Annotated in this window: 27 protein-coding genes; 14 read left to right on the top strand and 13 right to left on the bottom strand. The window is 63.6% G+C overall.

Features of this window, described 5'->3' with window-relative positions:
* Positions 1-49 precede the first annotated feature (49 nt).
* The 3 genes from fecA (at position 50) to ABE456_RS01480 (ending at position 3308) form a co-directional block, all read left to right on the top strand.
* The gene (gene fecA, locus ABE456_RS01490; protein WP_346642408.1) at positions 50-2374 is read left to right on the top strand and encodes a TonB-dependent Fe(3+) dicitrate receptor FecA; all 2325 of its coding nucleotides are present in this window, start codon (positions 50-52) and stop codon (positions 2372-2374) included.
* 174 nt (positions 2375-2548) lie between these two features.
* Positions 2549-2896: an HPF/RaiA family ribosome-associated protein gene (locus ABE456_RS01485; RefSeq protein WP_110742537.1), complete on the top strand. Its 348-nt coding sequence runs from the start codon at positions 2549-2551 to the stop codon at positions 2894-2896.
* 121 nt (positions 2897-3017) lie between these two features.
* Positions 3018-3308 (top strand): DUF3509 domain-containing protein, encoded by a 291-nt coding sequence (locus ABE456_RS01480; protein ID WP_346642407.1) that lies wholly within the window; start codon positions 3018-3020, stop codon positions 3306-3308.
* 3 nt (positions 3309-3311) lie between these two features.
* Here ABE456_RS01480 and ABE456_RS01475 read toward each other — a convergent pair whose 3' ends face one another.
* Complete coding sequence (locus ABE456_RS01475) at positions 3312-3782, bottom strand: phosphate-starvation-inducible PsiE family protein (protein WP_054899178.1); 471 nt, start codon at positions 3780-3782, stop codon at positions 3312-3314.
* 223 nt (positions 3783-4005) lie between these two features.
* Here ABE456_RS01475 and ABE456_RS01470 point away from each other — a divergent pair, with 223 nt between their 5' ends.
* Complete coding sequence (locus ABE456_RS01470; protein ID WP_346642406.1) at positions 4006-4269, top strand: YebG family protein; 264 nt, start codon at positions 4006-4008, stop codon at positions 4267-4269.
* Positions 4270-4393: 124 nt separating this feature from the next.
* Here ABE456_RS01470 and ABE456_RS01465 read toward each other — a convergent pair whose 3' ends face one another.
* The gene (locus tag ABE456_RS01465; RefSeq protein WP_346642405.1) at positions 4394-5413 is read right to left on the bottom strand and encodes a Glu/Leu/Phe/Val dehydrogenase dimerization domain-containing protein; all 1020 of its coding nucleotides are present in this window, start codon (positions 5411-5413) and stop codon (positions 4394-4396) included.
* Between the two features lie 125 nt (positions 5414-5538).
* On the opposite strand from ABE456_RS01465, the gene ABE456_RS01460 reads away from it, so the two are divergent.
* Positions 5539-6345: a tetratricopeptide repeat protein gene (locus ABE456_RS01460; RefSeq protein ID WP_346642404.1), complete on the top strand. Its 807-nt coding sequence runs from the start codon at positions 5539-5541 to the stop codon at positions 6343-6345.
* Here ABE456_RS01460 and maiA read toward each other — a convergent pair.
* Genes maiA through hmgA form a run of 3 tightly spaced genes read right to left on the bottom strand, consistent with a single transcriptional unit; the run spans position 6339 to position 9581 of the window.
* A complete protein-coding gene (maiA, locus tag ABE456_RS01455) occupies positions 6339-6971 on the bottom strand; it encodes a maleylacetoacetate isomerase (RefSeq protein WP_346642403.1) in 633 nt (210 codons plus the stop codon). The two genes, ABE456_RS01460 and maiA, sit on opposite strands and share 7 nt — an antisense overlap.
* Before the next feature lie 12 nt (positions 6972-6983).
* Positions 6984-8276, bottom strand: a complete 1293-nt coding sequence (fahA, locus tag ABE456_RS01450; protein ID WP_346642402.1) for a fumarylacetoacetase — start codon at positions 8274-8276, stop codon at positions 6984-6986.
* A gap of 3 nt (positions 8277-8279) precedes the next feature.
* Positions 8280-9581, bottom strand: coding sequence for a homogentisate 1,2-dioxygenase (hmgA, locus tag ABE456_RS01445; RefSeq protein ID WP_346642401.1), 1302 nt, complete (start codon positions 9579-9581; stop codon positions 8280-8282).
* 174 nt (positions 9582-9755) lie between these two features.
* Here hmgA and ABE456_RS01440 point away from each other — a divergent pair, with 174 nt between their 5' ends.
* Entirely contained in the window at positions 9756-10538 is a 783-nt protein-coding gene (locus ABE456_RS01440) for an IclR family transcriptional regulator (RefSeq protein ID WP_346642400.1), read from the top strand.
* 311 nt (positions 10539-10849) lie between these two features.
* On the opposite strand, the gene ABE456_RS01435 is transcribed toward ABE456_RS01440, so the two are convergent.
* A complete protein-coding gene (locus ABE456_RS01435) occupies positions 10850-11500 on the bottom strand; it encodes an XRE family transcriptional regulator (RefSeq protein ID WP_346642399.1) in 651 nt (216 codons plus the stop codon).
* 42 nt (positions 11501-11542) lie between these two features.
* Here ABE456_RS01435 and ABE456_RS01430 point away from each other — a divergent pair, with 42 nt between their 5' ends.
* On the top strand, positions 11543-12976 hold the full coding sequence (locus ABE456_RS01430) for an L-lactate permease (protein ID WP_346642398.1): 1434 nt from the start codon (positions 11543-11545) through the stop codon (positions 12974-12976).
* Positions 12977-12995: 19 nt separating this feature from the next.
* Here ABE456_RS01430 and ABE456_RS01425 read toward each other — a convergent pair whose 3' ends face one another.
* The 4 genes from ABE456_RS01425 to ABE456_RS01410 all read right to left on the bottom strand — a co-directional run bounded on the left by ABE456_RS01425 (position 12996) and on the right by ABE456_RS01410 (position 16175).
* A complete protein-coding gene (locus ABE456_RS01425) occupies positions 12996-13910 on the bottom strand; it encodes an SDR family oxidoreductase (RefSeq protein ID WP_346642397.1) in 915 nt (304 codons plus the stop codon).
* Positions 13911-14030: 120 nt separating this feature from the next.
* The gene (locus tag ABE456_RS01420) at positions 14031-14936 is read right to left on the bottom strand and encodes an alpha/beta hydrolase (RefSeq protein ID WP_346642396.1); all 906 of its coding nucleotides are present in this window, start codon (positions 14934-14936) and stop codon (positions 14031-14033) included.
* 176 nt (positions 14937-15112) lie between these two features.
* Positions 15113-15799: an LrgB family protein gene (locus ABE456_RS01415; protein ID WP_346642395.1), complete on the bottom strand. Its 687-nt coding sequence runs from the start codon at positions 15797-15799 to the stop codon at positions 15113-15115.
* A complete protein-coding gene (locus ABE456_RS01410) occupies positions 15789-16175 on the bottom strand; it encodes a CidA/LrgA family protein (RefSeq protein WP_346642394.1) in 387 nt (128 codons plus the stop codon). The genes ABE456_RS01415 and ABE456_RS01410 overlap by 11 nt, the downstream gene beginning before the upstream one ends.
* Positions 16176-16272: 97 nt before the next feature.
* Between ABE456_RS01410 and ABE456_RS01405 the strand changes: the two genes are divergently transcribed.
* Positions 16273-17169 (top strand): LysR family transcriptional regulator, encoded by an 897-nt coding sequence (locus ABE456_RS01405; protein WP_346642393.1) that lies wholly within the window; start codon positions 16273-16275, stop codon positions 17167-17169.
* 126 nt (positions 17170-17295) lie between these two features.
* Here ABE456_RS01405 and ABE456_RS01400 read toward each other — a convergent pair whose 3' ends face one another.
* On the bottom strand, positions 17296-17751 hold the full coding sequence (locus tag ABE456_RS01400; RefSeq protein ID WP_346642392.1) for a flavodoxin: 456 nt from the start codon (positions 17749-17751) through the stop codon (positions 17296-17298).
* 116 nt (positions 17752-17867) lie between these two features.
* Here ABE456_RS01400 and ABE456_RS01395 point away from each other — a divergent pair, with 116 nt between their 5' ends.
* Both ABE456_RS01395 and ABE456_RS01390 read left to right on the top strand, forming a co-directional pair.
* Entirely contained in the window at positions 17868-18296 is a 429-nt protein-coding gene (locus tag ABE456_RS01395) for a PAS domain S-box protein (protein WP_346642391.1), read from the top strand.
* 59 nt (positions 18297-18355) lie between these two features.
* Positions 18356-18973: a hypothetical protein gene (locus tag ABE456_RS01390; protein WP_346642390.1), complete on the top strand. Its 618-nt coding sequence runs from the start codon at positions 18356-18358 to the stop codon at positions 18971-18973.
* Here ABE456_RS01390 and ABE456_RS01385 read toward each other — a convergent pair.
* Entirely contained in the window at positions 18958-19893 is a 936-nt protein-coding gene (locus ABE456_RS01385) for a MerR family transcriptional regulator (RefSeq protein ID WP_346642389.1), read from the bottom strand. The genes ABE456_RS01390 and ABE456_RS01385 overlap by 16 nt on opposite strands.
* A 219-nt stretch (positions 19894-20112) precedes the next feature.
* On the opposite strand from ABE456_RS01385, the gene ABE456_RS01380 reads away from it, so the two are divergent.
* From ABE456_RS01380 to ABE456_RS01365, 4 genes are read left to right on the top strand one after another with little or no spacing between them, the layout of a single operon-like run.
* Positions 20113-20673 (top strand): antibiotic biosynthesis monooxygenase, encoded by a 561-nt coding sequence (locus tag ABE456_RS01380; protein ID WP_346642388.1) that lies wholly within the window; start codon positions 20113-20115, stop codon positions 20671-20673.
* A gap of 33 nt (positions 20674-20706) precedes the next feature.
* A complete protein-coding gene (gene folM / locus ABE456_RS01375) occupies positions 20707-21444 on the top strand; it encodes a dihydromonapterin reductase (RefSeq protein WP_346642387.1) in 738 nt (245 codons plus the stop codon).
* A 9-nt stretch (positions 21445-21453) separates the two neighbouring features.
* Complete coding sequence (locus tag ABE456_RS01370; RefSeq protein ID WP_346642386.1) at positions 21454-21750, top strand: DUF1244 domain-containing protein; 297 nt, start codon at positions 21454-21456, stop codon at positions 21748-21750.
* Positions 21743-22084 carry a HopJ type III effector protein gene (locus tag ABE456_RS01365; protein WP_346642385.1) on the top strand — a complete coding sequence of 114 codons (342 nt, stop codon included), beginning with the start codon at positions 21743-21745 and terminating at the stop codon, positions 22082-22084. Before ABE456_RS01370 ends, ABE456_RS01365 begins: the two co-directional genes overlap by 8 nt.
* Positions 22085-22211: 127 nt before the next feature.
* On the opposite strand, the gene ABE456_RS01360 is transcribed toward ABE456_RS01365, so the two are convergent.
* On the bottom strand, positions 22212-23120 hold the full coding sequence (locus ABE456_RS01360; RefSeq protein WP_346642384.1) for an alpha/beta fold hydrolase: 909 nt from the start codon (positions 23118-23120) through the stop codon (positions 22212-22214).
* Positions 23121-23280 lie beyond the last annotated feature (160 nt).

Genomic DNA, 23280 nt, shown 5'->3' with positions numbered 1-23280 from the left:
CAACCTCGCGTGACAGACATGGCAGAACCCCTCTTTCAGGACCCGACCCATGTCGTTGCGCCCCAGCTCCCTCGTCCACGCCCTGCTGCTTACCACCACCCTCGGCCTGGCCATGCCTGCCGCCCACGCCGAAACCCGCAGCTACCACATCGCCGCTGGCTCGCTTGAAGACGCCCTCAACCAGTTCGGCCGTGAAAGCGGTGCACTGATCTCGTTCGGCTCGCAACTGACCCAGGGCATAAACACTCAAGGCCTGGATGGCCAGTACGATGTGCGCCAGGGCCTCGATGCACTGCTACGTGGCAGCGGCCTGCAGGCGCGGCAGGAAACCGATAACGCCTTCAGCCTGCAACCTGCCGCCAGCCCAGCAGCAGATGGTGCCGTCGAGCTGGGCGCCTCGACCGTGGTCGGCGACTGGCTGGCCGAAGCGCAACAGGACAATGTGTTCGAGCACCCCGGCGCCCGGGACGTGGTGCGCCGCGAAGCGTTCGAACGCAACGGCGCCACCACCGCCCGCGAGGTGCTCAACCGCATCCCCGGGGTCAACGCCCCCGACAACAACGGCACTGGCAGCCACGACCTGGCGCTGAACTTCGGCATTCGCGGCCTCAACCCGCGCCTGGCATCACGTTCGACCGTGCTGATGGATGGCATCCCGGTGCCCTTCGCCCCGTATGGCCAGCCGCAGCTGTCGCTGGCACCGTTGAGCATGGGCAACATGGACGCCGTGGATGTGGTGCGCGGCGGTGGCGCAGTGCGTTATGGCCCACAGAACGTCGGCGGTATCGTCAACTTCGTGACCCGGGCAATCCCCGAGCAGGCCACGTTCAAGGCCGCCATGCAGAACCAGATCAGCCCATCTTCCAGCCACGATGGTTTCAAGAACAGCGCCAACCTGCTGGTCGGCGGCACCAACGCCAACGGCCTGGGCGGCGCCCTGCTCTACTCTGGCACCCGCGGTGGTGACTGGCGCGAGCACAGCGACACACAGATCGACGACCTGATCCTCAAGGGCAAGCTGCAACTGGACGAAGCCAACAGCCTGCACGCCATGGCCCAGTACTACGAGGGCGAAGCCGAGATGCCCGGGGGCCTGAGCACGGCCGACTTCGCTGCCGACCCGTATCAGTCGACGCGCCTGAAAGACAAGTTCTGGGGCCGCCGCACCCTGTTCAATTTCGGCTACGACTACAAGCAGGACGACCGCCAGTTCAGCGTCAACAGCTTCTTCACCAAGACCCTGCGTAGCGGCTACCTGGACCAAGGCAGCTTCGTTTCGCTGTCGCCGCGCGAGTACTGGGTGCGCGGCATCGAAACCCGCTTCTCGCAGGGCCTGGCCCTGGGCGACAGCTGGCATGAACTGGGCGTCGGCTACCGCTACATCAACGAAGCCGGCCACGAACTGCGCTTCCGTGAACCGGCCAACGGCGACCTGCCGACCACTGCCAGCCGCAACGACCGCGACACCCGCGGCAGCACCGAAGCCCACGCCATCTACCTGGATGACCGCATCGACATCGGCCGCTGGACCATCACCCCGGGCGTACGCTACGAGATGATCGATTCCGAGCAGAGCAACAAGCTCAACGGCCAGCGCTACCAGGGCAGCTACAACACCGCGCTGCCGGCGTTGAACGTGATGTACCACCTGACTGACAACTGGAACCTGTATGCCAACACCGAGGGTTCGTTCGGCAGCGTGCAGTACAGCCAGATGCCCAACCGGGTCAGCAGCGGCGAAGTGAAGCCGGAGAAGGCGCGCACCTGGGAAGTGGGTACCCGTTATGACAACGGTGACCTGCAGGCCGAGATCGGCGCGTTCCTGATCAACTTCGACAACCAGTACGAAAGCAACCAGACCAACGACTCGGTGATCGCCCGTGGCGAAACCCGCCACCAGGGCATCGAGACCAGCATCCGCTACGCACTGGACGGCCTGAGCCCGGCGCTGGCCGGCTTCGACGTGCACGCCAGCTACGCCTTCGTCGATGCCACCATCCGTGAGGACGGCCCGAACAAGGGCAACCAGGTGCCGTTCTCGTCGCGGCACAAGGGCAACCTGGGGGTGGGCTATACCGAAGGGCCATGGCAGCTGAACCTGGACGGTAGCTTCCAGAGCAGCCAGTACGCCGACAACGCCAACACCGGAACGGAAAGCGCCGATGGCAGCACCGGGCGCATCCCGGGCTACATGCTGGTCAGCACCCGCGCCGGGTATGACTTTGGCCCGCAGCTGTCGAACCTGAAGGTGGCGGTAGGGGTGAAGAACCTGTTCAACCGCGAGTACTACACACGCTCTTACGATGACAACAACAAGGGCAAGTATGTGGGTGAGCCGCGTACCTTGTATGTGCAGACGTCGGTGGAGTTCTGACCGATTGTACGGGGCCGCTGTGCGGCCCCCATTTGCAACAAGAAATTTATTTTCAAAAAGGGCTTGAATTCGTTGCGCCGTTGGCTGACCTTAGAGTCAAGAGACGCAGAAATACCAAGGGTCTCAAGGGCCTAGGCGCGTCTCCATGCGAGCAAGCTGAATAAGGATTGAATCATGCAAATCCAGGTCAACAGCAGCAACCATTTCGAAGGCAACGCCCGGCTCGACCAGTGGGTCCGCAGTACACTGGAAAGCTCACTTGAACGTTACGAGGACGACCTCACCCGCATCGAGGTGCACCTGCGCGACGAGAACGGCGCCAAGCCCGGACCGCATGACAAACGCTGCCAGATGGAGGCTCGCCCCAAAGGCCACCAACCGATTTCCGTGACCCACACCGCCACTTCGCTGGACCAGGCAGTGGACGGTGCCGCCACCAAGCTCAACCACGCGCTGGAACACTTCTACGGCAAACTGCGCAGCAAGCGCGGCGCCTTGGAACTGAGTGACCCAGACGCCTGATCGGCAATGCAAAACGCCCGGCCTGATGCCGGGCGTTTTCGTTTGTATTGATCAATGGCGCTGAACCAATTGGCGACTTTCCCGGTCAACTTCTGCATTCATTCAGCGTAGAAGCATGACCATGAACAACCCATTCGAACGAATCAGTGCTGCATTCGCCCCCGAATACCGGGTCAACCTGAGCATTGCAAACCTCGATGGCAGCATTATGCTGACCCTGTCCGACGACGCCGGCGTGGTCGCCAAGCGCCTCATCACCCAGGCCCAGCGCAACAACCCAGTGCGCCTGCAGCGGGTGATCGACAGCATCCGCCTGGGGCTGGCCATCGAACTGGGCCAGAACCCCATGCAGGTGCTGGCAGCGCTGACCCGCGACGCCCGCCACCAGCCGCGCCATTTCGTCGCCAACTGAAGGCTACTTGCCCTCCTCCACTTCCTTGCCGTTGGCGTCCAGCACCTTGGTCGAGGGGTAGCGGTACGAGGCGTAGCGCACCACCAGAATCGAGAACGCCAGCAACAGGATGCCGCCGCACAGGTACAGCAGCCCTTCGTCCGGCGCCTTGTGGTGCGAAACATCGCCGATCAGCAGGCGGGTCAGCGCAGTGATCGCCACATACAGCAGAAAGCGGATTGGCATGTGGTTGGTCTTGAAGTAGATGCCAACCATTGCCCCCAGCTCCAGGTAGATGAACAGCAGCAGGATGTCATCGACACTGACCCCGCCCTTGCCGAGCATATCCAGGAAGGTCATTACCGCCGCATAGGCGGTGATTGCGCCGATGCCGAACAATGCCAGGTAATGGAAGGCCTCGACGCACAGGTTGCCCAGCGAGTCCGCCGAGCCGTGCAAGCCCTTGCGCAGTTTTTCTGCCCATTTGATGTTCACGATGTTCCATTCCCCGATACGTCTTGATGGATGATGCGTCACCGGTGTGACGCTTGTGCCATGCAGTTAAAGGGCCAGGCCCCTGCCTTGGAAGGCGACCGATTGCCGCAAGGCACTTGTGAACTAGGCTGAGAATCAGGTTGCACAGGGATGGCAAATGCCATTACTGTATATAGATACAGTAAACTGCAACACAACCAGCAAAAAGGCATAGAGGTGATGAATGGCCGTCGAAGTGGTGTACCGCAGCAGCCGCGACCCGGAGCGCTTGTTCATGGATAAGGCCGAAGCAGACCGTCACGACAAGATGCTCGAACTGGCCGAGCGCCTGGCCGAAGTGCTGCACAAGGCAGTGCCATCGCTGACCGAGCAGCAGGTCGAGGAAGCCGGTATCTTCATGGCCAAGAACCGCGATGTGTTTGCCCGAGCGTTCAAGAGCCAGCCAGATGCCTTGGCCGAACTGCTCGAGGGTGGGGCTGCCGAGTGATATCGGCGGCGCCTGCTTCGCGGGTAAACCCGCTCCCACAGGTACTCCACAGTGTTCAAGACCTGTGCGATACCTGTGGGAGCGGGTTTACCCGCGAAGAGGCCGACAAGGCCAACATCAATTTTCAGCCGTAGAGCAACCGCTCCGCCAGCATCTGCGCCACCCGCGCCGGCGAGCGCTTCTCAGCCTGCGCATGGCCAAACACTTCGGTCAGCCGTGTAGGTATCCGCGCCAGGTGCGCGGTGATGGTGCCCAAGTCTTCGCCACGATGGGTAAGTGCCACGTAGATCAGCCCGCCGGCATTGATCACATAATCAGGCGCATACAGTATCCCGCGCGATTCCAGCTGGTCGGCCACCTGCAAGGTGGTCAGCTGGTTGTTCGCCGCCCCCGCCACTGCAGCGCAACGCAGCTGCATCACGCTCTGCCCGTTCAGCACCGGCCCCACACCACACGGGGCAAAGATGTCGCAGGGGGTACTGATCAACGCATCGTTGGTCACCGGCTTGGCATCGAACTGCTCCATTGCCAGCCGCACACGGCCTGGGTCCAGGTCGCTCACCAGCAGTTCCGCACCCACCGCATGCAGTTGCTCCGCCAACGCAAAACCGACATTGCCCAGCCCTTGCACCGCCACCCGCAGGCCTTTCAGGTCATCACTGCCAAGCCGGAACGACGTGGTTGCCCGGATACCGGCGAATACGCCCATCGCCGCATGCGGCGAGGGATCACCCGAAGCCGTGGTACTGGTCACATGCGGTGTGCTCTGGGCTATGCAGTCCATGTCTACGGTCGAGGTGCCACTGTCCACGGCGATGATGAAGCGCCCTTGCAAGGTATCGATGAAGCGGCCAAAGGCCTCGAACAGTGCCGCGCGGTTTTCCACATGCGGGTTGCGCATGATCACTGCCTTGCCGCCACCCAGCGGTAGGCCGGCCAGCGCGGCCTTGTAGCTCATGCCCTGGGCCAGGCGAATGGCATCGGTCATGGCGCTTTCGTCATCGGCGTAAGGCAGGTAGCGGCAACCGCCCATGGCCGGGCCCAACTGCTCGCTGTGAATCGCCACCACGGCCTTCAGGCCCGTGGACGGGTCGTTGAACAGGTGCAGTGACTGGGTACGGGTGCTTTGCATCAGTGCGAACATAGACGGGCTCCCCCAACGAGGTGCTCCTTCCAGTATAGGCACGGCCCCGAGGCAGGCGCCGCCGCCGGACCACTGGACGAAACCACGCGCCACAGCTAATACTCAAGCGTGTGTGGAGAAGCCCCATGAAGCCACGTCAAGCCTGCTTGGCCTGCCTGGAACGCGAGCCTGTCGCCCTGCTGGAAGCCGCATTGTGGATTGCTGCCGAGCACGACCGTAGTGTCGAGCCCGCAGCCAGCCTTGCCACGCTGCACGCCCTGCAGCGCGAGATCAGCACCAACCTGCCGATGCTGCCGCTGTGCGAGCTGGCCCAGCCACTGCTGCGCCAGCTGAATGCACTGGGCTTCCAGCAGGATGAGTACCACCCCCTGCGCCCGCAGGCAGCGATGATGGACAAGGTGCTGCAACGCCGCCGCGGCCAGCCGCTGACCCTGGCCATCCTCGCCCTGGAACTGGCTCGCCACCTGTCCATCCCGCTGGAGGGCGTGGGCTTTCCTGGCCATTTCCTGCTGCGCGTACCGGGTGCCGACCACCTGCTCGACCCCTGCGGTGGCCGGCGCCTGTACCCCAACGATTGCCGTGAACTGCTGGCCCGCCAGTTCGGCCCGCACGTGGCGCTGACGGCAGAGCACATGCGCAGTGCCAGCCCGCTGCAGATGCTGCAACGCCTGTCACGTAACCTGCGCCAGTTGCACATCAGCAACGACGACCATCTGGCGGCATTGATCGATGCCGAACGGATCATGCAACTTGGGCCGGTGCAGGTGAGCGACTACGTGACCCGCGCCTCGCTCTATCAGCACCTGGATTGCCCACAGGCCGAGCGCTTCGACCTGGAGCATGCGTTACTGCTAACGGAAGACCCGGTCCAGCGCCTGAAGCTGTCCGAGCGGATCGGCAAGCTTCCGGCGGCGAACCGTTCGCTTCACTGAGCCGGACTGTCCGGCTGCTGGGCGGGGTGGGCCTTGGCGAACGCCGGGTGCCCGGCTGCAAGGGCGGCAACCCGCAGGATGCGCGGGAAGCTGTCGAGGTCTATGTTGAAACGTTCGGCGGCGTAAAGCTGCGGGATCAGGTACACATCCGCCAGCCCCGGCTTATCACCAAAGCAGAAGCCGTGATCACCAATCAGTTGCTCCACTGCCGCCAGCCCCTGGCTGATCCAATGGCCAATCCACTGGTTGACTTGGCCTTCGTCCTGGCCGGCCTGGCGCAGCCGGTTGAGTACGCTGACGTTGTGCAGCGGGTGGATGTCACAGCCGATGATTGCCGCCACGCCACGTACTTTGGCGCGCGCCTCAGCCGTGGCCGGCAGCAGCGCAGGCTGTGGATAAACCTCTTCCAGGTACTCGATGATCGCCGGCGACTGCACCAGCAATTCACCGCCGTCGGTGCGCAAGGCTGGCACCCGGCCCTGCGGGTTGACGGCAACGTAGCCCGCACCGCGCTGTTCACCCTGCAGCAGGTTGACCGGCAGGGACTGGTAAGACAGCCCCTTCAGTGCCAGGGCAATGCGCACCCGGTAGGACGAGGTGGAACGGTAATAAGTGTACAGCTCCATGCCCCAGCCTCCTCAGTTGGCCGCGATGACCGTGCCACGGCATTCGCCGAAGCCGATGCTGGCCACGCCGTCACGCGTGCAGCGCGCACGCAGGATGATCTCGTCGCCGTCTTCAAGGAACTTGCGCACCTCGCCACTGCCCAGCTCCACCGGCAGCTTGCCGCCTTCGGTGATCTCCAGCAGGCTGCCGAACGAACCCGGCGTAGCGCCCGACAGCGTGCCCGAACCGAACAAGTCACCCGGCTGCAGCTGGCAGCCGTTGACACTGTGGTGTGCAACCAGCTGCGCCACGGTCCAGTACATGCTGCGGGTGTTGCTCAGGGTAAGGCGGTGCGGGGCAATGCCTTGCTCACGCATGCGCTCGGTCAGCAGCAGCACTTCAAGTTCGATATCGAATGCACCAGCGGCCTGGTCACGCTTGTCCTGCAGGTACGAGAGTGGCTGCGGGTCGCCTTCCGGGCGTGCCGGTTGGGCGCAGCGGAACGGCTCCAGGGCTTCGGCGGTGACTACCCAGGGCGAAATGCTGGTGATGAAGCTCTTGGACAGGAACGGCCCCAGTGGCTGGTATTCCCAGGCCTGGATATCACGTGCCGACCAGTCGTTGAGCAGGCACAGGCCGGCCACATGCTCGGCGGCATCACCGACCGGGATGGCCTGGCCCATGTCATTGCCTTGGCCAATCCAGATGCCCAGTTCCAGCTCGTAGTCCAGCCGTGCGCATGGGCCGAAGCTCGGCTCGGTGTGCCCAGCCGGCAGGGTCTGGCCCTTGGGCCGGCGCACGTCGGTGCCGGACGGGCGGATGGTCGAGGCGCGGCCGTGGTAACCGATCGGCACGTATTTGTAGTTGGGCAGCAGCGGGTTGTCGGGGCGGAACAACTTGCCCACGTTCTTGGCGTGCTCGATGCCCACGTAGAAGTCGGTGTAGTCACCAATCTGCGCCGGTACATGCAGCTGGCAAGCGCTGGCCGGGTACAGCGCGGCTTGCAGCGCTGCCTGGTGTTCACTGTGCTCGCCCAGCAACACCTGCAGGCGCTCGCGCAGGGCGACACGGGCGCTGCGGCCCAAGGCGAAGAATGCGTTCAATGCCCCGCCGCGGGTGGCTTCGACGGCAGTCTTGGCGGCACCGTCGAACAGGCCGGCGGCCAGCACCGCTTCCAGGTCGAGGATGGCGTCGCCGATGGCCACGCCACAGCGCTTGGCTTCACCCGGCCGGTTGAAGATGCCCAATGGCAGGTTCTGCAACGGGAAATCGCTATGCCCATTGGCGTGCTCGACCCAACTACGGGCAATGGCGTTCTGGTTCATGGGTTATCTCCGGTTCGGGTTGAAGGTGCTCGGCAAGGTGGCCCAGCAACTATCGTAGTCGGCCTGCAATTGCGGGCATTCAAGGGCCTGCAGGCTCGGGCGCAGCACCTGGCTGGTCTCGAACATGAAGGCCATGGTGTTGTCGATCTTGTGCGGCGCCAGGTCGGCGGCAATGGCTTTTTCGCAGGTTTCGGCGTCGGGGCCGTGGGCGCTCATCACCCCGTGCAGCGAAGCACCGCCCGGCAGGAAGCCCTCGGCCTTGGCATCGTAGGCACCGTTGATCAGGCCCATGAACTCGTTCATCAGGTTACGGTGGAACCATGGTGGACGGAAGGTGTTCTCGGCCACCATCCAGCGTGGTGGGAAGATCACGAAGTCCATGTTGGCCAAGCCATGCACGCTGGTCGGTGAGGTCAGCACGGTGAAGATCGACGGGTCCGGGTGGTCGAAGCTGACCGTGCCGATGGTGTTGAAGCGGCGCAGGTCGTACTTGTACGGCACGTTGCTGCCGTGCCAGGCGACCACGTCCAGCGGCGAATGCTGCAGTTCGCAGGCCCAGTGTTCGCCAAGGAATTTCTGCACCAGCTGCACCGGGCCCTCGGCCTCTTCGTAGTGCGCCACCGGAGTGAGGAAGTCACGCGGGTTGGCCAGGCCGTTGCTGCCGATCGGGCCCAGGTCCGGGATGCGCAGCGGTGCGCCGTGGTTTTCGGCGATATAGCCACGGGCCTGGCCGTCGAGCAGTTCGACGCGGAATTTCATGCCGCGCGGGATCACGGCGATTTCCAGCGGTTCGACTTCCATTACACCCAGTTCGGTGGCAATGCGCAGGCGGCCTTGTTCCGGCACCAGCAGCAGTTCACCGTCGGCGTTGAAAAACACCCGCTCCATAGAACGGTTGGCGCGGTAGATGTAGATGCTTACGCCGGCCGGTTTTTCCGCCGCGGCGTTGGCAACCATGGGCAGCCAGCCTTCGATGAAATCGGTCGGCTCGGCAGGAATCGGCTGGGGGCTCCAGCGCAGGCGGTTGGGGTTGATCGCCCCCAGGGGCCCGGTCAGCGGCTGGCGCGCCAGGCGCTCAAAACGCGGGTGCAATGCAGACGGGCGAATGCGGTACAACCAGGTGCGGCGCAGCTCGCTGCGGGTCATGGTGAACGCCGTGCCCGAAAGCAGCTCGGCATACAGCCCGTAAGGGGCTTTCTGCGGCGAGTTCTGCCCGACCGGCAGGGCACCTGGCAGCGCTTCGCTGGCAAACTCGTTGCCGAAGCCGCTGAGGTAGTGAAGGTCGGGTGACGTGTCGCGATTCATCGATGCCTCCGGGCTCTGGCCGAGCCGTTGCTGGCAGCTGGCTGCAGGCCCGGTGTGGGGTGGCAGCACGTCTGCATTGTTTTTATCGTAATCAGATTACGAATAACGTAATTTGCTCCGAGCAATGCGTCAAGCTATAAAGGCGCGACTTGAAGAATCCGGAAGAAAATGTCCATGACCAAAGCCAGCTCCCCCGCCGACAACGGCAAGCAGAAAGTCCGCTCGGCGGAGGTAGGCACCGACATCCTCAAGGCTCTTGCCGAACTCTCCCCTTCCACCTCGCTGTCACGCCTGGCCGAACATGTGCAGATGCCGGCGAGCAAGGTGCACCGTTACCTGCAGGCATTGATCGCCAGTGGTTTTGCCGAGCAGGATGCGGCCACCAACCATTACGGCCTGGGGCGCGAGGCACTGCGGGTGGGGCTGGCGGCGCTGGGCAGCATCGACGTATTGAAGATCGCCGCGCTGCCGCTGTCGCAATTACGCGATGAACTGAACGAGAGCTGCTTCATTGCAGTGTGGGGTAACCGGGGCGCGACCGTGGTCAGCATTGAACCGGCGGTGCGGGCAGTCACCGTGGTGACGCAGATCGGTTCAGTACTGCCGCTGCTCACGTCGTCCACCGGCCTGGTATTCGCCGCCTACTTGCCCGAGCGCGAGACCGTGGAGTTGCGTGACCAGGAGCTGGCCGCCCTGCAGCACAGCGCCGATGACTACCAGGCGGTACTGGCGGGCATTCGCGAACGTGGCCTGCACCATGTGCACGGGCTGCTGATGCCAGGCGTGGATGCGCTGTCGGCCCCAGTGTTCAATGCCATGGGGCAAGTCGCTGCGGTAATGACCGTGGTCGGGCCCACGTCGATCTTCCATGCCGACGAGCATGGCCCGGCGGCGCAAAGGCTATTGGCGGCAGCGCGGGAAACCAGCTGGCGCATGGGCTATTCGCCCGCCGGTTGAGTGCCTGCGGCACTATTGCCCGATACGTAAAGGTGAATGTCATAAGCGGCTATTTTTCCTACAGGATCAAGCGCTTATTCTTAACTCACTGGCCGGCATGAAGGGCACTCCCCCCCGCCTTTCAGGCCTGCGAGGTTCACCGACGTAGATTTTGAAGCTCCTTGATCTGACGTCTCGATTGGCCGCTGCGGCTTGCAGTGGCCTTTTTTTTTGCTGAGTGAAAATGCGTTTGGGCTGCTGGGTGCTTGCCCTATCATTTTCATTGCCTGTGAGATCGAGCGCCGCCACCCACATCAAGCCATGCACCTGCCCTAGCCCCCGACCACTGTCAAAATGACCCGCGTCGGCCCCTTTGCAATACCCTTGAACCAGTGTTCCGAGTCAACTCGCACGATCGCCGTATCCCCCGCGTTCAGGGTGATGGTTTCCTGCGCAGTATGAATCTCCAGGCGCCCGGTCAAAATGTGGAAAATCTCGCGGGTGCCCGGCGCATGCGCGGCAAAACGGCTTGAGGTTGCCCCCGCCGGGACGGTGTAGGCGAGCAACTCGACATCGGCGCTGGGGCGGGCCAACGCCAATCGCTCGATGCCGCTGGTTTCATCGTAGAACCGCAGGTTGTCGCCAGCACGCGTAACCTGCGCACCTTCGCGCTCCACCAGTTCGTTGAGCTCGCATCCCAGCCCGCGGGCGATAGCCAAAGCATTGCGCAGGCTGGGGCTGAGCAGGCCGCGTTCGACCCGTGACAACGCCGCCGCCGATACGCCACTGGTTTCGGCCAACTGGTCGAGGGTAACCCCGAGCTGTGTACGGCGCATGCGCACCGCGTTGCCGAAATAAATGTCCTGTTCTTGCAGCTCACTTTCCAAACCGTGCCCCTTGCTAATTTGTGCTCTGGCCCAGCGGCCTTGGCCATTCTGGCACAGCACAGGAAGGCATGGCGCCATCTTGCGGAATATTTGCATATATGCAAATCTTATTGCATATACGCAAATAGAGATTTCACCATGTCCTCTCTGCTCGCTGGTTTGCCCGTACTCTCCACCCTTCTGGCGCTAGCGCTTGGCTTGCGCTCCCTGTACGCAGCCGTGCTCGGTGTCGCGTCAGCCTTGCTGGCAATTCTGCTGGCGTTTCCGATACCCGTAGAGGGCATCGCCCCTGCCATACTGCGCTGGGCGCCCATCCTGGCCGAGGTTCTACTGATCGTCGGCGGCGGGCTGCTGCTGTCGGAAGCCTTGCAGCAGGCAGGGGGCCAGGCCGCACTGGCCAACTGGATACGTGGGCGCTCTGGCCAAGGTGTTGGCGCAGTGCTACTGGTGATGCATGGCATCACGCCGTTTGCCGAGTCGCTGACCGGGTTTGGTATCGGCGTCACCATCGCCATCCCGCTGCTGGCGCATTTCGGCCTGCCGGCACGCAAGGTTGCCGTCATTGGTTTGCTGGGGCTGTGCGCCGTACCTTGGGGCTCGATGGGGCCGGGCACATTGATTGCGGCCACCATGGCCCAGGTGCCATTCCACGACTTGGGCGTGGCCTCGGCCATCCTCAGCCTGGTCCCGTTTGTTGTCACCGGGGTGGTTGCGGCCTGGCTCGCCAGCCCACCTGAAGCCCGCTTGGCAGCGGTGCTGCAGGGGCTATTGTCCGGCATCCTGCTGACCGTCGCGGTACTGGTCGCCAACATGCTGTTCGGTACAGCACCTGCTGGCGCGCTGGGCTCACTGCTGGTGATCACCCTGCACTTGCTGCGCGGCAACGTTGCCGCACAGGCGGTGGCACTCGACCCCGCAGGGCGCCGTGCGTTATGCAGCTACGCGATCCTGCTGGGCGGCGTGCTGGCGGCGGGTGCGCTGGTGCGCACGGCCGGGCTGCCCGAGCACTGGCGCTACCTGGCTTCACCCGCGCTGTGGCTGTTCGTCGCGGCCCTCTGGTTCTGCCGCGGGTTGCCGCTGTGCGCGGTGCGCCAACGCGCGTGGTCCTCCTGGACGAAGGTGGCCCCTGTAACCGGCTTATTCATCGGCCTGGGTATCCTGATGGCGGTTTCTGGCATGGCGGCCTACCTGGCCCAGGCGCTGGCACAAACCGGCTCGGCCTACCTGGTTGCGGCACCTTTCGTTGGCGCCATTGGGGGCTTCGTCACCGGTTCCAACAGCGGCGCCAATGCAATGTTCGCCACCACCCAGGGTGAAATCGCCCGCTCGCTCGGCGTTGATGTACTCGGCTTCATCGCGGTGCACAACGTAGCCGCCGCGTTCCTGCTGATGGGCTCACCGGGCAAGATCGAAATGGCCGTGCAATTGTCCCCAATCGCCGCAGCCAGCCACCGGCGCTGGATCCAGATGACAGTGCTGCTGGTAGCCTTGGTAGTGGTCGCCGCACTGGCGCTGATCAATACCCTGCTGGGCAGCTCGCTGATCACCTTGCAGGGGGCCCTGCCCGGCTGAGCCGCAACTTCTTGGGCTGTCAGCTCAGCGGATACTTCTGCAGGTTGGCCATCATCTGCTGCAGTGCCTGCAAACTGTCCTGCGGATGCACGGCCCCCTCGAAGTCGCCAATCCGTGCCCAGCTCTCCGCCACCTGCTCCGGGGTGAAGCCTTCGCGCGGATCAAAGCCCACCCCCAGGCTGCGCTCCCAGCGCACCTTGCCTACCCAGCCACCGCCCACTTCGAACAGTTCACCGGTGCCCTGGCACTGCTCGCTGCCCAGGTACACCACCAGCGGGCTGACCAGCTCCGGCTTGAGCCGCTCGAACACCTGGGGCGGGATCAGCCCTTCGGTCATGCGGGTGCCGCCCGTGGGGGCGATGGCGTTGACCAGGATGCCATGCTTGCGCCCTTCAATGGCCAAGGTGCGGGTCAGCCCATACAGGCCAAGCTTGGCCATGCCGTAGTTGGCCTGGCCGAAGTTGCCGTAGATGCCGGAGGTAGAGGCGGTAAAGATCACCCGCCCCCAGTTCTGCTCGCGCAAATGCGCCCAGGCGGCACGGGTAACTTTGTAGGCACCCTCGACGTGCACCTGGTAGACCTGCTCCCAGTCGCTGTCATCCATCTTGTGGAAGGTTTTGTCGCGCAAGATGCCAGCATTGTTCACCAGCACATCGACCCGGCCGAAACTGTCCAGCGCCTGCTCGACGATACGTGCGCCGTGGCTGACCGAGTCATGGTTGGCAATGGCGCTGCCACCGGCAGCGCGGATCTCCGCCACCACCCGGTCAGCGGCAGAGGCGCTGGCACCTTCACCGTGGGTGGAGCCGCCCAGGTCGTTGACCACGACCCTGGCCCCACGCGCGGCAAACAGCAGCGCATGGGCACGGCCCAGGCCGCCGCCGGCTCCAGTGACGATCACCACGCGATCTTGCAGACGGACAGGTTCGCTCATGCTCAGGGCTCCAGGCAGGTTCAGGTAAGCCGAGTGTCCGCCGCCAACGACGGGCGGACAATCAAGCTCACGCAGGCTGAATGCCTGGCAATAACGCAGGGCGATGGATACGGGGCCCGGTCAGGACCACGCCACCTTCTGCTGGGGGTAGCTCAGCGGTTGTTCACGAAAGGCCAGGTAATGGCGCAGCACCTGCATCGGCGCTTCGGTATGCGGGTAATGGCCGATGCCGTGCAATTGCACGGTGTCTGGCTCCGGCACCAGTTGCCGGTAGCGTTCAACCATGTGTGCACCGGAAAGCGGATCAACCGCGCCATTGATGAAGCGCAATGGCACGCCTTCGCGCTGCATCGCCCCGACCCAGCGCTCGCGGTGCAACCTGCGCTCGGGCATGTAGCCCACCAGCTTGTGCAGGATGCGCGTGCCCCGGTTGGCGACGATCAGGCTCCAGCAGTCATCCAACGCGCTTTCACTGGGGTGAGTGCAAGGGCCGTAGACCTGGGTCACGTTGCGTACCAGGTCGTCACGCCCGAACGAGCGCCCCACCAGCCAACCCACTCGGCTGAGCAGCAGCTTCTGGATCAACAGCATGCGGCAGCTTTCGGGGAACAACCCGCTGTTGAGGAATACGCAACTGGCAATGTCGGCACGCTGTTCATGGCGCCGCGCCAGCAGCTCCTGGGCCACACTGCCGCCGTAGTCGTGGGCCAGCAAGTGCACCGGCTGGTCGACCTGCAGGTGGCTGAGCAAGGCCTGCTGCAAGTCAGCTTGCTCCATCAGGCTGTAGGCGTGATCGACCGGTTTGGCCGAATCGCCAAAGCCAAGCATGTCGCAGGCGATCACCCGGAAGCGTTGGCTCAGGGGCCCCCACAGGTAGTGCCAGTCCCAGCTGGCGGTGGGGAAACCATGTAACAGAAGCAGGGGCTCTCCTTGCCCTGCGGTCCAGTAGCGGATGCTCTGGCCCCGGAAAGTGAAACTTTGTCCCCGGGTACGCCAGACGCACAATGGAATTTCGGCCATAGGCATCAGAACGGTCCCGGTGAAGTGGTGTTGGCGGAATAGGGCAAGGCTGCGGTCATTGCATGTCACCTCGGCACTTACATGTGCTCTCTATGTCGAGGCTGAGCATAGCCAGCAGCTCATAGGCTGGAAGTTGCATTGCCAGCCAGCTTGATGACTGAGCGAGTCAGTGGCACGAACGGTCAGAGCAGCATGGCCAGCAGCGGTGCCGCGAACAGGTTCAACAGCCCGGTCAGGACCATGACCAGCCCGGCCACCGAGCCTTCCTCGCGGCCCACCTCTTGTGCCCGGCTGACCCCGGCTCCATGCGCACCGACGCCAAACAGCGCGCCCCGCGCCAGCGGTGTGCGCAGTGGCAACCAACGCAGCAACACGCCACCGAACATGGCGCCGAGCACGCCGGTGAACATCACGAACACCGCCGTCAGTTCCGGTACGCCCCCCAGGTCATGGGCCAGCGGCATGGCAAACGGCGTGGTGATCGAGCGAGGTACCAACGACAGACTGGTGGCACTGTCCAGCGCCAGCAAATGCGCCAGCCCCCAGGAGCTGGCGATCGAGGCGCTGCTACCGGCCACCATGCCCACCATCAATGCCGGCCAATTGCGCGCCAGCATGGCCCGCTGCTGCCAGATCGGTACGGCGAAGGCCACGGTCACCGGGCCAAGCACGCTCATCAGCCAGTGGGTGTTGCGCGCGTATTCGGCATAGGCGGTATGCAGCGGTACGGCAACCGCCAGCAGCAGCACCGGTACCAGAATGAGCGGCGACAGCAGGTAGCGCTTGCTGCGCCGGTACAGCCAGCGGCTGCCCAGATAGGCCAGCAAGGTCAGGGCCAGCCAGAACAGCGGCATCGGTTCAAGGCTCATGGCGCAGACTCCAACGGCACACCAACTCCACGGTCAGCGCGGTCACCACCATGACCATCAGGGTACTCACGGCGATCACCAGCAAGATGCGCCAGCCTTCTTCGCGCAGCAGGGTGCCGTAATCGAGCAGGCTCATCAGTGCCGGGATGAAGAACAGCAGCATCTCGGCCATCAGCCAGCCGGCGCCTAGTTGCAGCATGGCCGGCTTGAGCACCCCTGAGGCAAACAGCAACAGCAGCACTGCCAGGCCCACCACGCCGCCAGGAATCGGCCAGCCCAGCCAGGTGGCAAGCTGGCCGCCCAGCAGGAACAGGGCACAGAGAATGGCCAGCTCGACGAGCAGGCGCAGGGCTTTTTTCAGTAACGCGGGTTTCATGGACGGGTTCCTCGACAGGCCCTCATTTTAAGATTCGGCTGCCTAGGCCAGAAGCGAATTGTTAGACTGATTGCCATTCCAGAATGGAATCCAAAGCATGGAATTCAAACAGCTGCGCAGCTTTATCGAAGTGGTCCACCGTGGTGGTTTTACCCAGGCGGCGCAGACCCTGCACATCAGCCAGTCGGCCGTGAGCAAGCAGGTGGCCCAGCTGGAGCAAGATGTGGGCCAGCCACTGCTGGAGCGCCAGGCTTCGCAGCTGCACCTGACCGCTGCCGGGCGCATCGTGCTGGAGCGTGGCGAAACCCTGCTGCGCCAGCGCCAGGCGCTGCTCAACGAACTGGACGACCTCAGCCAGATGGAGCGTGGCGAGCTGCGCCTGGGCTTACCGATGCTGGGCAGTGACGCCTTGTTCGCCGGCTTGTTCGCCGAGTATCGGCGGCGCCACCCGAACATCGCGGTCCAGTTGCTTGAAGGCGGCAGCCGCAGCGTCGAGCAGGCGGTCAGAACTGGCGAACTGGAGCTGGGCGGCAGCCTGACGCCCAGTGACGAGGCGTTTGACTATCAACCGTTCTGCAACGAACCACTGGATGCCTTGCTACCGGCCGGCCATGACCTGGCGGGCCTGGACGGAGTGGACCTGGGGCAACTGGCCGATACACCGTTCCTGTTGTACCAACGCAGCTTCGTGCTGAATGACCGGCTGATGAAGGCGTGCCAGCAGCAGGGGTTTACCCCGAAGGAAGGTGGGCGCAGTGGCCAGGCGGATTTTTTGGCGGCGCTGGTAGCGGCAGGCCAAGGCGTGGTGTTGCTGCCCCGAGTGGTGGCAAAAGCGCTGGAGCGCCCCGGGGTGGTGCGCTTGCCACTGCGTTCGCCGGGGGATTTGCGCTGGGATATCGCCTTTATCTGGCGGCGCGGGGCGTACCTGTCACGGGCGGCGCAGGCGTGGTTGGCCTTATTGCGCGAATGGCCAGTGCCTTATAGCAAGGAATGAATTGGCCTTGCTGGCCTCTTCGCGGGTGAACCCGCTCCCACAGGTACTGCACAGCACTCAGAAGCTGCGCTCCCCCTGTGGGAGCGGGTTTACCCGCGAAGAGGCCGGTACAGCAAAAGAGGCCCGTCAGGCTTTCAATGCAGTGATCAACTCAGCCAACCAAGGCTCGGCATCCGCCTCCGGGGTTACCGTCTCGCTGGCGTCCAGGCGCAGCATCGGCTGCACTTCGCGCACACCCAGCTCGGCAAACAACTCACGCAGCTGCTCGCCACCGCCGCAGTAGGTATCGCCATAGCTGGAATCGCCCAGCGCAATCACTGCACCCGGCAAACCACGCCAGGCCGCAGGCAGAATGTCACGGATGCTGCTGTACAACGGCATGAGGTTGTCCGGCAGCTCGCCCATGCCGGTGGTCGAGGTCACGGCCAGCAAGGCCTCGGGGGCAAAACCTTCCAGGTCCTGCAAGGTGGCACGCGCTGCATGCCAGGCCTCCAGGCCCGCGGCCTTGAGCAGCGATTCAGCGTGACGGGCGACTTCTTCGGCGGTGCCGTAGACCGATCCGGAAATAATGGCGACTTTCATCGGGTAGAGGATTCCGAAACTGAGTGAAAACGTAGGATACTAGCATCCAGCGCTGGCAAAAGGCCGCCTCTACCAAAGTCGCCAGCCTCAGCCCTTCTTCGCCAAATGGCCCGAACATGATCAACGCGCAATTGCTGCAATCCATGGTCGATGCGTCCAATGACGGGATCGTGGTCGCCGAACAGGAAGGCGACGACACCATCCTCATCTACGTGAACGCCGCCTTCGAACGCCTTACCGGCTACAGCCGTGACGAAATCCTCTACCAGGATTGCCGCTTCCTGCAGGCCGGCGACCGTGACCAGCTTGGCCGCGCCCGTATCCGCAAGGCCCTGGCCGAAGGCCGCCCGTGCCGCGAAATACTGCGCAACTACCGCAAGGATGGCAGCGCCTTCTGGAACGAGCTGTCGATCACCCCGGTGAGGCACAACACCGAACAACGCACCTATTTTATCGGTATCCAGAAAGACGTCAGCCGCCAGGTCGAACTGGAACGGGAACTGGCCGAACTGCGCGCTCGTCCGAAACCCGACGAACGTACCTGAACCAAGTACGCCATGCACGGTCAATCCCGTTGAAGAAATCGCTACCACCGAGTTCGATCATGCAAGCAGAAGCGCTCCTGACCCAGGACGAGCTGGACTTCATACAGAACATGCAGCATTCGCCGCAATTGAACCTGGCCGACTCCATGTCGAGCCTGCTGGTTAATGGCGACCGCCGCATCCAGAGCTTGCTCACTCGCTTGGTGACCAATGAACAAGTGACCTTGCAGGCCCAGTTCAACAACCAGCAGATCAGCTTCCCACTGCAACTGGTGGAAGACGAATTCCACGCCCTGCACCTGCAAGTGGGCTCCCCGGAAATCTACGAAGACGGCCCCATGCTGCGCCCCTGGCGCCTGACGCTGGATCAGCCGAGTGCACTGCTCGATGCCCATGAGCAGGAAAGCGGCCTGTGGGTGCGTGAAATTTCGTTCAAGGGCGCGTTGCTGGAACTGCGCGGCTTGCCGCAAGCCCCTGCCCGCTTCGAGTTGAGCTTCGCCCCTGGCGGCATCAGCCCTATCGAACTGCATGGCGTACTGGGCCGGCGCATCGGCCCAGACCTGGCGGCCTACGACTTCAGCCAAAGCCCGACCGAAGAGATCGAGCGCCTGCGCGACTACATCCTCCAGGCCCATCGCCAGGCCCACCCCGAGCTGCACACTCAAGTATCGAGCTGACCGGCCAGAAACTGCCGCAAACGCTGACGCATCACACCCCCCTGCGCACCCAGGCAGGCGATCGGGCTGCCAGCCAGGCTGTGTTGTGCCAGTTCCGCCGCTTCACCGGCCAATAACGAAGGGCATGCCAGCACGGCCGCCAGGCGCACCAGGCGCCGGGTGAGTTCCGCCGTGAGCGGCTGGTGGGCAAACAACACCAAAGCATCCGGTTTCAGGCGCTCGCAGACCAACGCCAGCTCCTGCAGCGGCTGCCCGCTCGCCAGCGGCGTCACGCCAATGTCGTCGCTGCCCAGGGTCAGGCTGGTCACCAGCAACTCCAGCTCCTGGCACTGCCCCGACAACGGCGCCAGCAATACCGTGCGGCTACGCGGCACATGGGCAAGCTGCAAGCGGGCAAACACCCGGCCACGCAGGAACTGGTCGAGGAACAGCCACTCGCTGGCCTGCCCGTAGCCGCCCAGGCCAACCGCCAGGTCGTGCCACACAGGCATGAACACCTCGGCGAACACCTGGTCCAGGGTACTGGCGGCAAATACCTCGTCGAACAGGCGGTCCAGGCTCACCAGGTCAAAGTGCTGCACCGCCTGGCGAATTTGCTGCTGCCAGTGCAGCCAGGTGCCTGTCAGGCCGACAGCCTGCCCGGCAAGGGCATGGCCACGCGCAAGGATGCTGCCGACCTTGCTCACCGCCACACCGCGCTCCAGCCAGCCGAGGATGCGGCGGATATCATCAATGTCGGCCTGCGAGTACAGGCGGTGGCCACTGTCGGTGCGGGTTGGCTGGATCAGACCATAGCGGCGCTCCCAGGCGCGCAAGGTCACGGCATTGACGCCCGTCAGGCGGGAAACTTCACGGATCGGAAACAGGTCCTGCTGCACGAGGCCCGCATCGATCGCCGGATTACGTCCCTGTTCGTTCATCTGCACGAGATACCCTGTGCGCGAAAGTTGAACGCGTAGTCTACTACGACTGCAGCGCCCACAGGGCTGCAACCGTTTGCCGGCTGACATTTGCCGAAGATCTTACATGCGCGATAATCCGCGCCCGATTCTTGCATGCACGCCTGCGTCGCCCACCACCCCGGGCCACGCAGCCAAAGGGGCCAGCTACCCGCCAGCCCCGTTGCCAGGAGATACACGATGTCTACCCCACCCGTCACCTTGATGGTATCGCGCCGCGCCGCCCATGGCCGCTACCAGGACCTGCTGGCCTGGCTGCATGAAGGCGAGCAGCTGGCCACCGACTTCCCCGGCTACCTCGGCTCGGGCATCCTCGCCCCGCCCCGCGATGGCGACGAATTCCAGATCATTTTCCGCTTCAGCGACGAGCCCACCCTGCATGCCTGGGAGCACTCCGCCTCGCGTCGGGCCTGGTTGCAACGCGGCAATGGCCTGTTCGAACGCCCCAAAGAGGCGCGCGTAAGCGGCATCGATGACTGGTTCGGCACCAACATGGTGCAAAAACCGCCGCGCTGGAAACAGGCCGCGGCTATCTGGCTAGCGTTCTTCCCGGTCTCGCTGGCGTTCAACGTGGTGTTCGGCCACTGGCTGGCAGGGCTCGACCTGGTGCCCCGGGTACTGCTCAGCACCTTGGCCCTGACACCGGTGATGGTCTACCTGTTCATCCCTCTGTCCACCCGCCTGCTGGCCGGTTGGCTGCATGCCACCCCAGCCACCGCGGGTGCCTTGCGCAGCCGCTGAGGCCAGGCCATACAACAGGGAAACAGTTCGGGTATGCTGGGCGGCAACCAAAGGACAGACAAGTTGACCGCCCCGAACATGAACAGCCCCATTCTCGTTACCGGAGCCAGCCAGCGCGTCGGGCTGGCCCTGGCCCTAGAACTGGCACAGGCCGGCCATACGGTGGTCAGTGCCAGCCGCAGTGTCCAGCCACAAGCGGCCCACCCTAACATCGTGCAGTTCCAGGCCGACCTGTGCCAGGCGGCCGACCGCCAGGCGCTGATCGACCACCTGCACAACCATTACGACGGCTTGCGTGCCATTGTCCACAATGCTTCGCTGTGGCTGGACGATGGCCTCGACAACCTCGAGACCATGTTCCGCCTGCACGTCGAAGCGCCCTACCACCTCAACCTGGCCCTGGGCGACCTGCTGGCCAAGGTGGAAAAGGCCGACATCATCCACATCTGCGACGAGACCTCTTCACGCGGCAGCAAAAGCCACATTGGCTATGCCGCCACCAAGGCCGCGTTGCAGAACATGGTGCTGTCGTTCGCCGAAAAATATGCGCCCAAGGTGCATGTCAACGGTATCCTGCCCGGGCTGCTGATCCTCAAGGAAGGGGGCGATGAAGCCTACCGCCAGCAAACCCTGAAAAAGGCCCTGCTGGAATTCGAACCCGGCGCCGGCCCGCTGATCGAGACGGTCAAGTACCTGCTCGCCAGCCAGTACAGCACCGGCAGCCAGGTGGTCATCAACGGTGGCCGCCACCTGAAGAGTCGCATGACCTGAGAGACGCCCATGACCCCACAGCAACAGCTCGAACTCGAAGCCGCCGCGTTCCGGCGCCTGGTCGAACACCTGCAAAAGCGCACCGACGTACAGAACATCGACCTGATGAACCTGTCCGGTTTCTGCCGTAACTGCCTGTCCAAGTGGTACAAGGCCGCGGCTGACGAGCGCCAGCTTGACCTGAGCCTGGATGACGCCCGCGAAGCGGTATACGGCATGCCCTACGCCGAGTGGAAAGACCAATACCAGAAAGAAGCCAGCGCCGAACAACAAGCGGCGTTCGAAAAAGGAAAACCTCATGACTGATCTGAACACCCTGCGCACCAGCCTGGCCGGCGGCCAACACGCATTCGCCGACACCCTGGCGTTCATTGCCGACAATTACAGCTACCAGCCGCAGGCCTTCAACAATGGCGGCGTGGAGAATGCTTCCGGGCAGAACGAAGGTTCGTGCAAGACCCTGGGCCTGGCCTTGCTGGAAGGGTTGAGCGATCAGGAAGCACTGCTGGCCTTTGGCGAGCACTACCGGGATGTGCTGGCCACGCCTGAGGGCAGTGATCACGGCAACATCCGTGCGCTGATCAAGCATGGGCTGGCCGGCGTCAAGTTTGCCGCGCAGCCGCTGTCGCGCAAGGCTTGAGGTAGTCGGGGCTGCCTTGCAGCCCATCGCGCCACCAAGCCCCTCCAACAAGGGAACGCGGTCTCCTGTAGGAGCGGCCTTGCGTCGCGATGGGCCGCAAAGCGGCCCCAAATTATCAAAACCGACATCAATCGATCAGGGTTCCCGGCACTCCCTCTACCAACCCGCCCCGCTCCAACCACTGCAACGCCACCGGCCACAGGCTTTCGCGAAACCGATCATGGAAAAACGCGAAATGGCCAATTTCCTCGACCGAGATATCCACAGGTGCAATGCGCAGGTGCCGGCGTTCAGCCCCCTGCAGATAACCCAGCAACCGCTCGGTCGCCGCCACTGTACCAAAGGGATCATCGGTCAGGCTGATGGCCAGCGTCGCCGCCCGCACCTGGGCGAACGGTAGCATCGCCAACACCCGACCGCTGGGCCGCTGCTCATAACGCGGGGTACGGGTGGTCCAGTCATGCACCACGCCAGATGGCGTATCCTCCAGCCAACCCAAGCGCTTGCCGGGGAAGTAGCCAAACACCCGAGTCAGCAGCGGCATCACCACATGCCATTTGCCGAACAACTGCCAGCGCTGGTCGGCGGCGTAATCACGCCAGTAGGCGAACTGTGCGCCCACCATCACCACCCGGCGTACCTGGCCCGCCGACGGCGCCAGGCCTACTGCACAACCGCCGAAACTGTGCCCTACCACGTCCACCGGCTGGCCGGGGAAACGCTCTGCCGCATGCGCCAGCATGGCTTCGAAATCCAGCCGGCCCCAGTCGCTCCAGGTCGCCTGAAAACCACGCAGCGAAGCCGGGCGGGATTCGCCGATGCCACGGTAGTCGTAGGTCAGCACATCGCAGCCCTGGGCGAACAGGTAGTCGGCAAAGCGTGAGTAATAGCGGCAGCGTACCGAAGTGGCAGCGTTGATGATCACCAGCGGGCGCTGGCGGTCAGGTAGGGCGTGGCGCCAGATGAAGCCGCCGAGGCTGTAGCCGTCGGCTGCGGTGTGGCGAAAGGCGGTGGCGGGTTGGGTGAGGCTGCTCATGGCACATTCCCTGTAGTTGTGCGCCAAAGCTAACAAAGATTGTGCAGCCTGTACCGGCCCTTTCGCGGGGGTACCCCCGGCCACCAGGCCAGTAATAACACTGGGAGCGCGGTGCGCCGGCCAGTCGGCGGGGCCGGGGACAGGCGATTAAAACTCGGAC

The sequence above is a fragment of the Pseudomonas sp. TWI929 genome (assembly GCF_039673335.1).
In the GTDB taxonomy this organism is placed as follows: Bacteria; Pseudomonadota; Gammaproteobacteria; order Pseudomonadales; family Pseudomonadaceae; genus Aquipseudomonas.
This window is presented reverse-complemented; position numbering and strand designations above follow the sequence as displayed.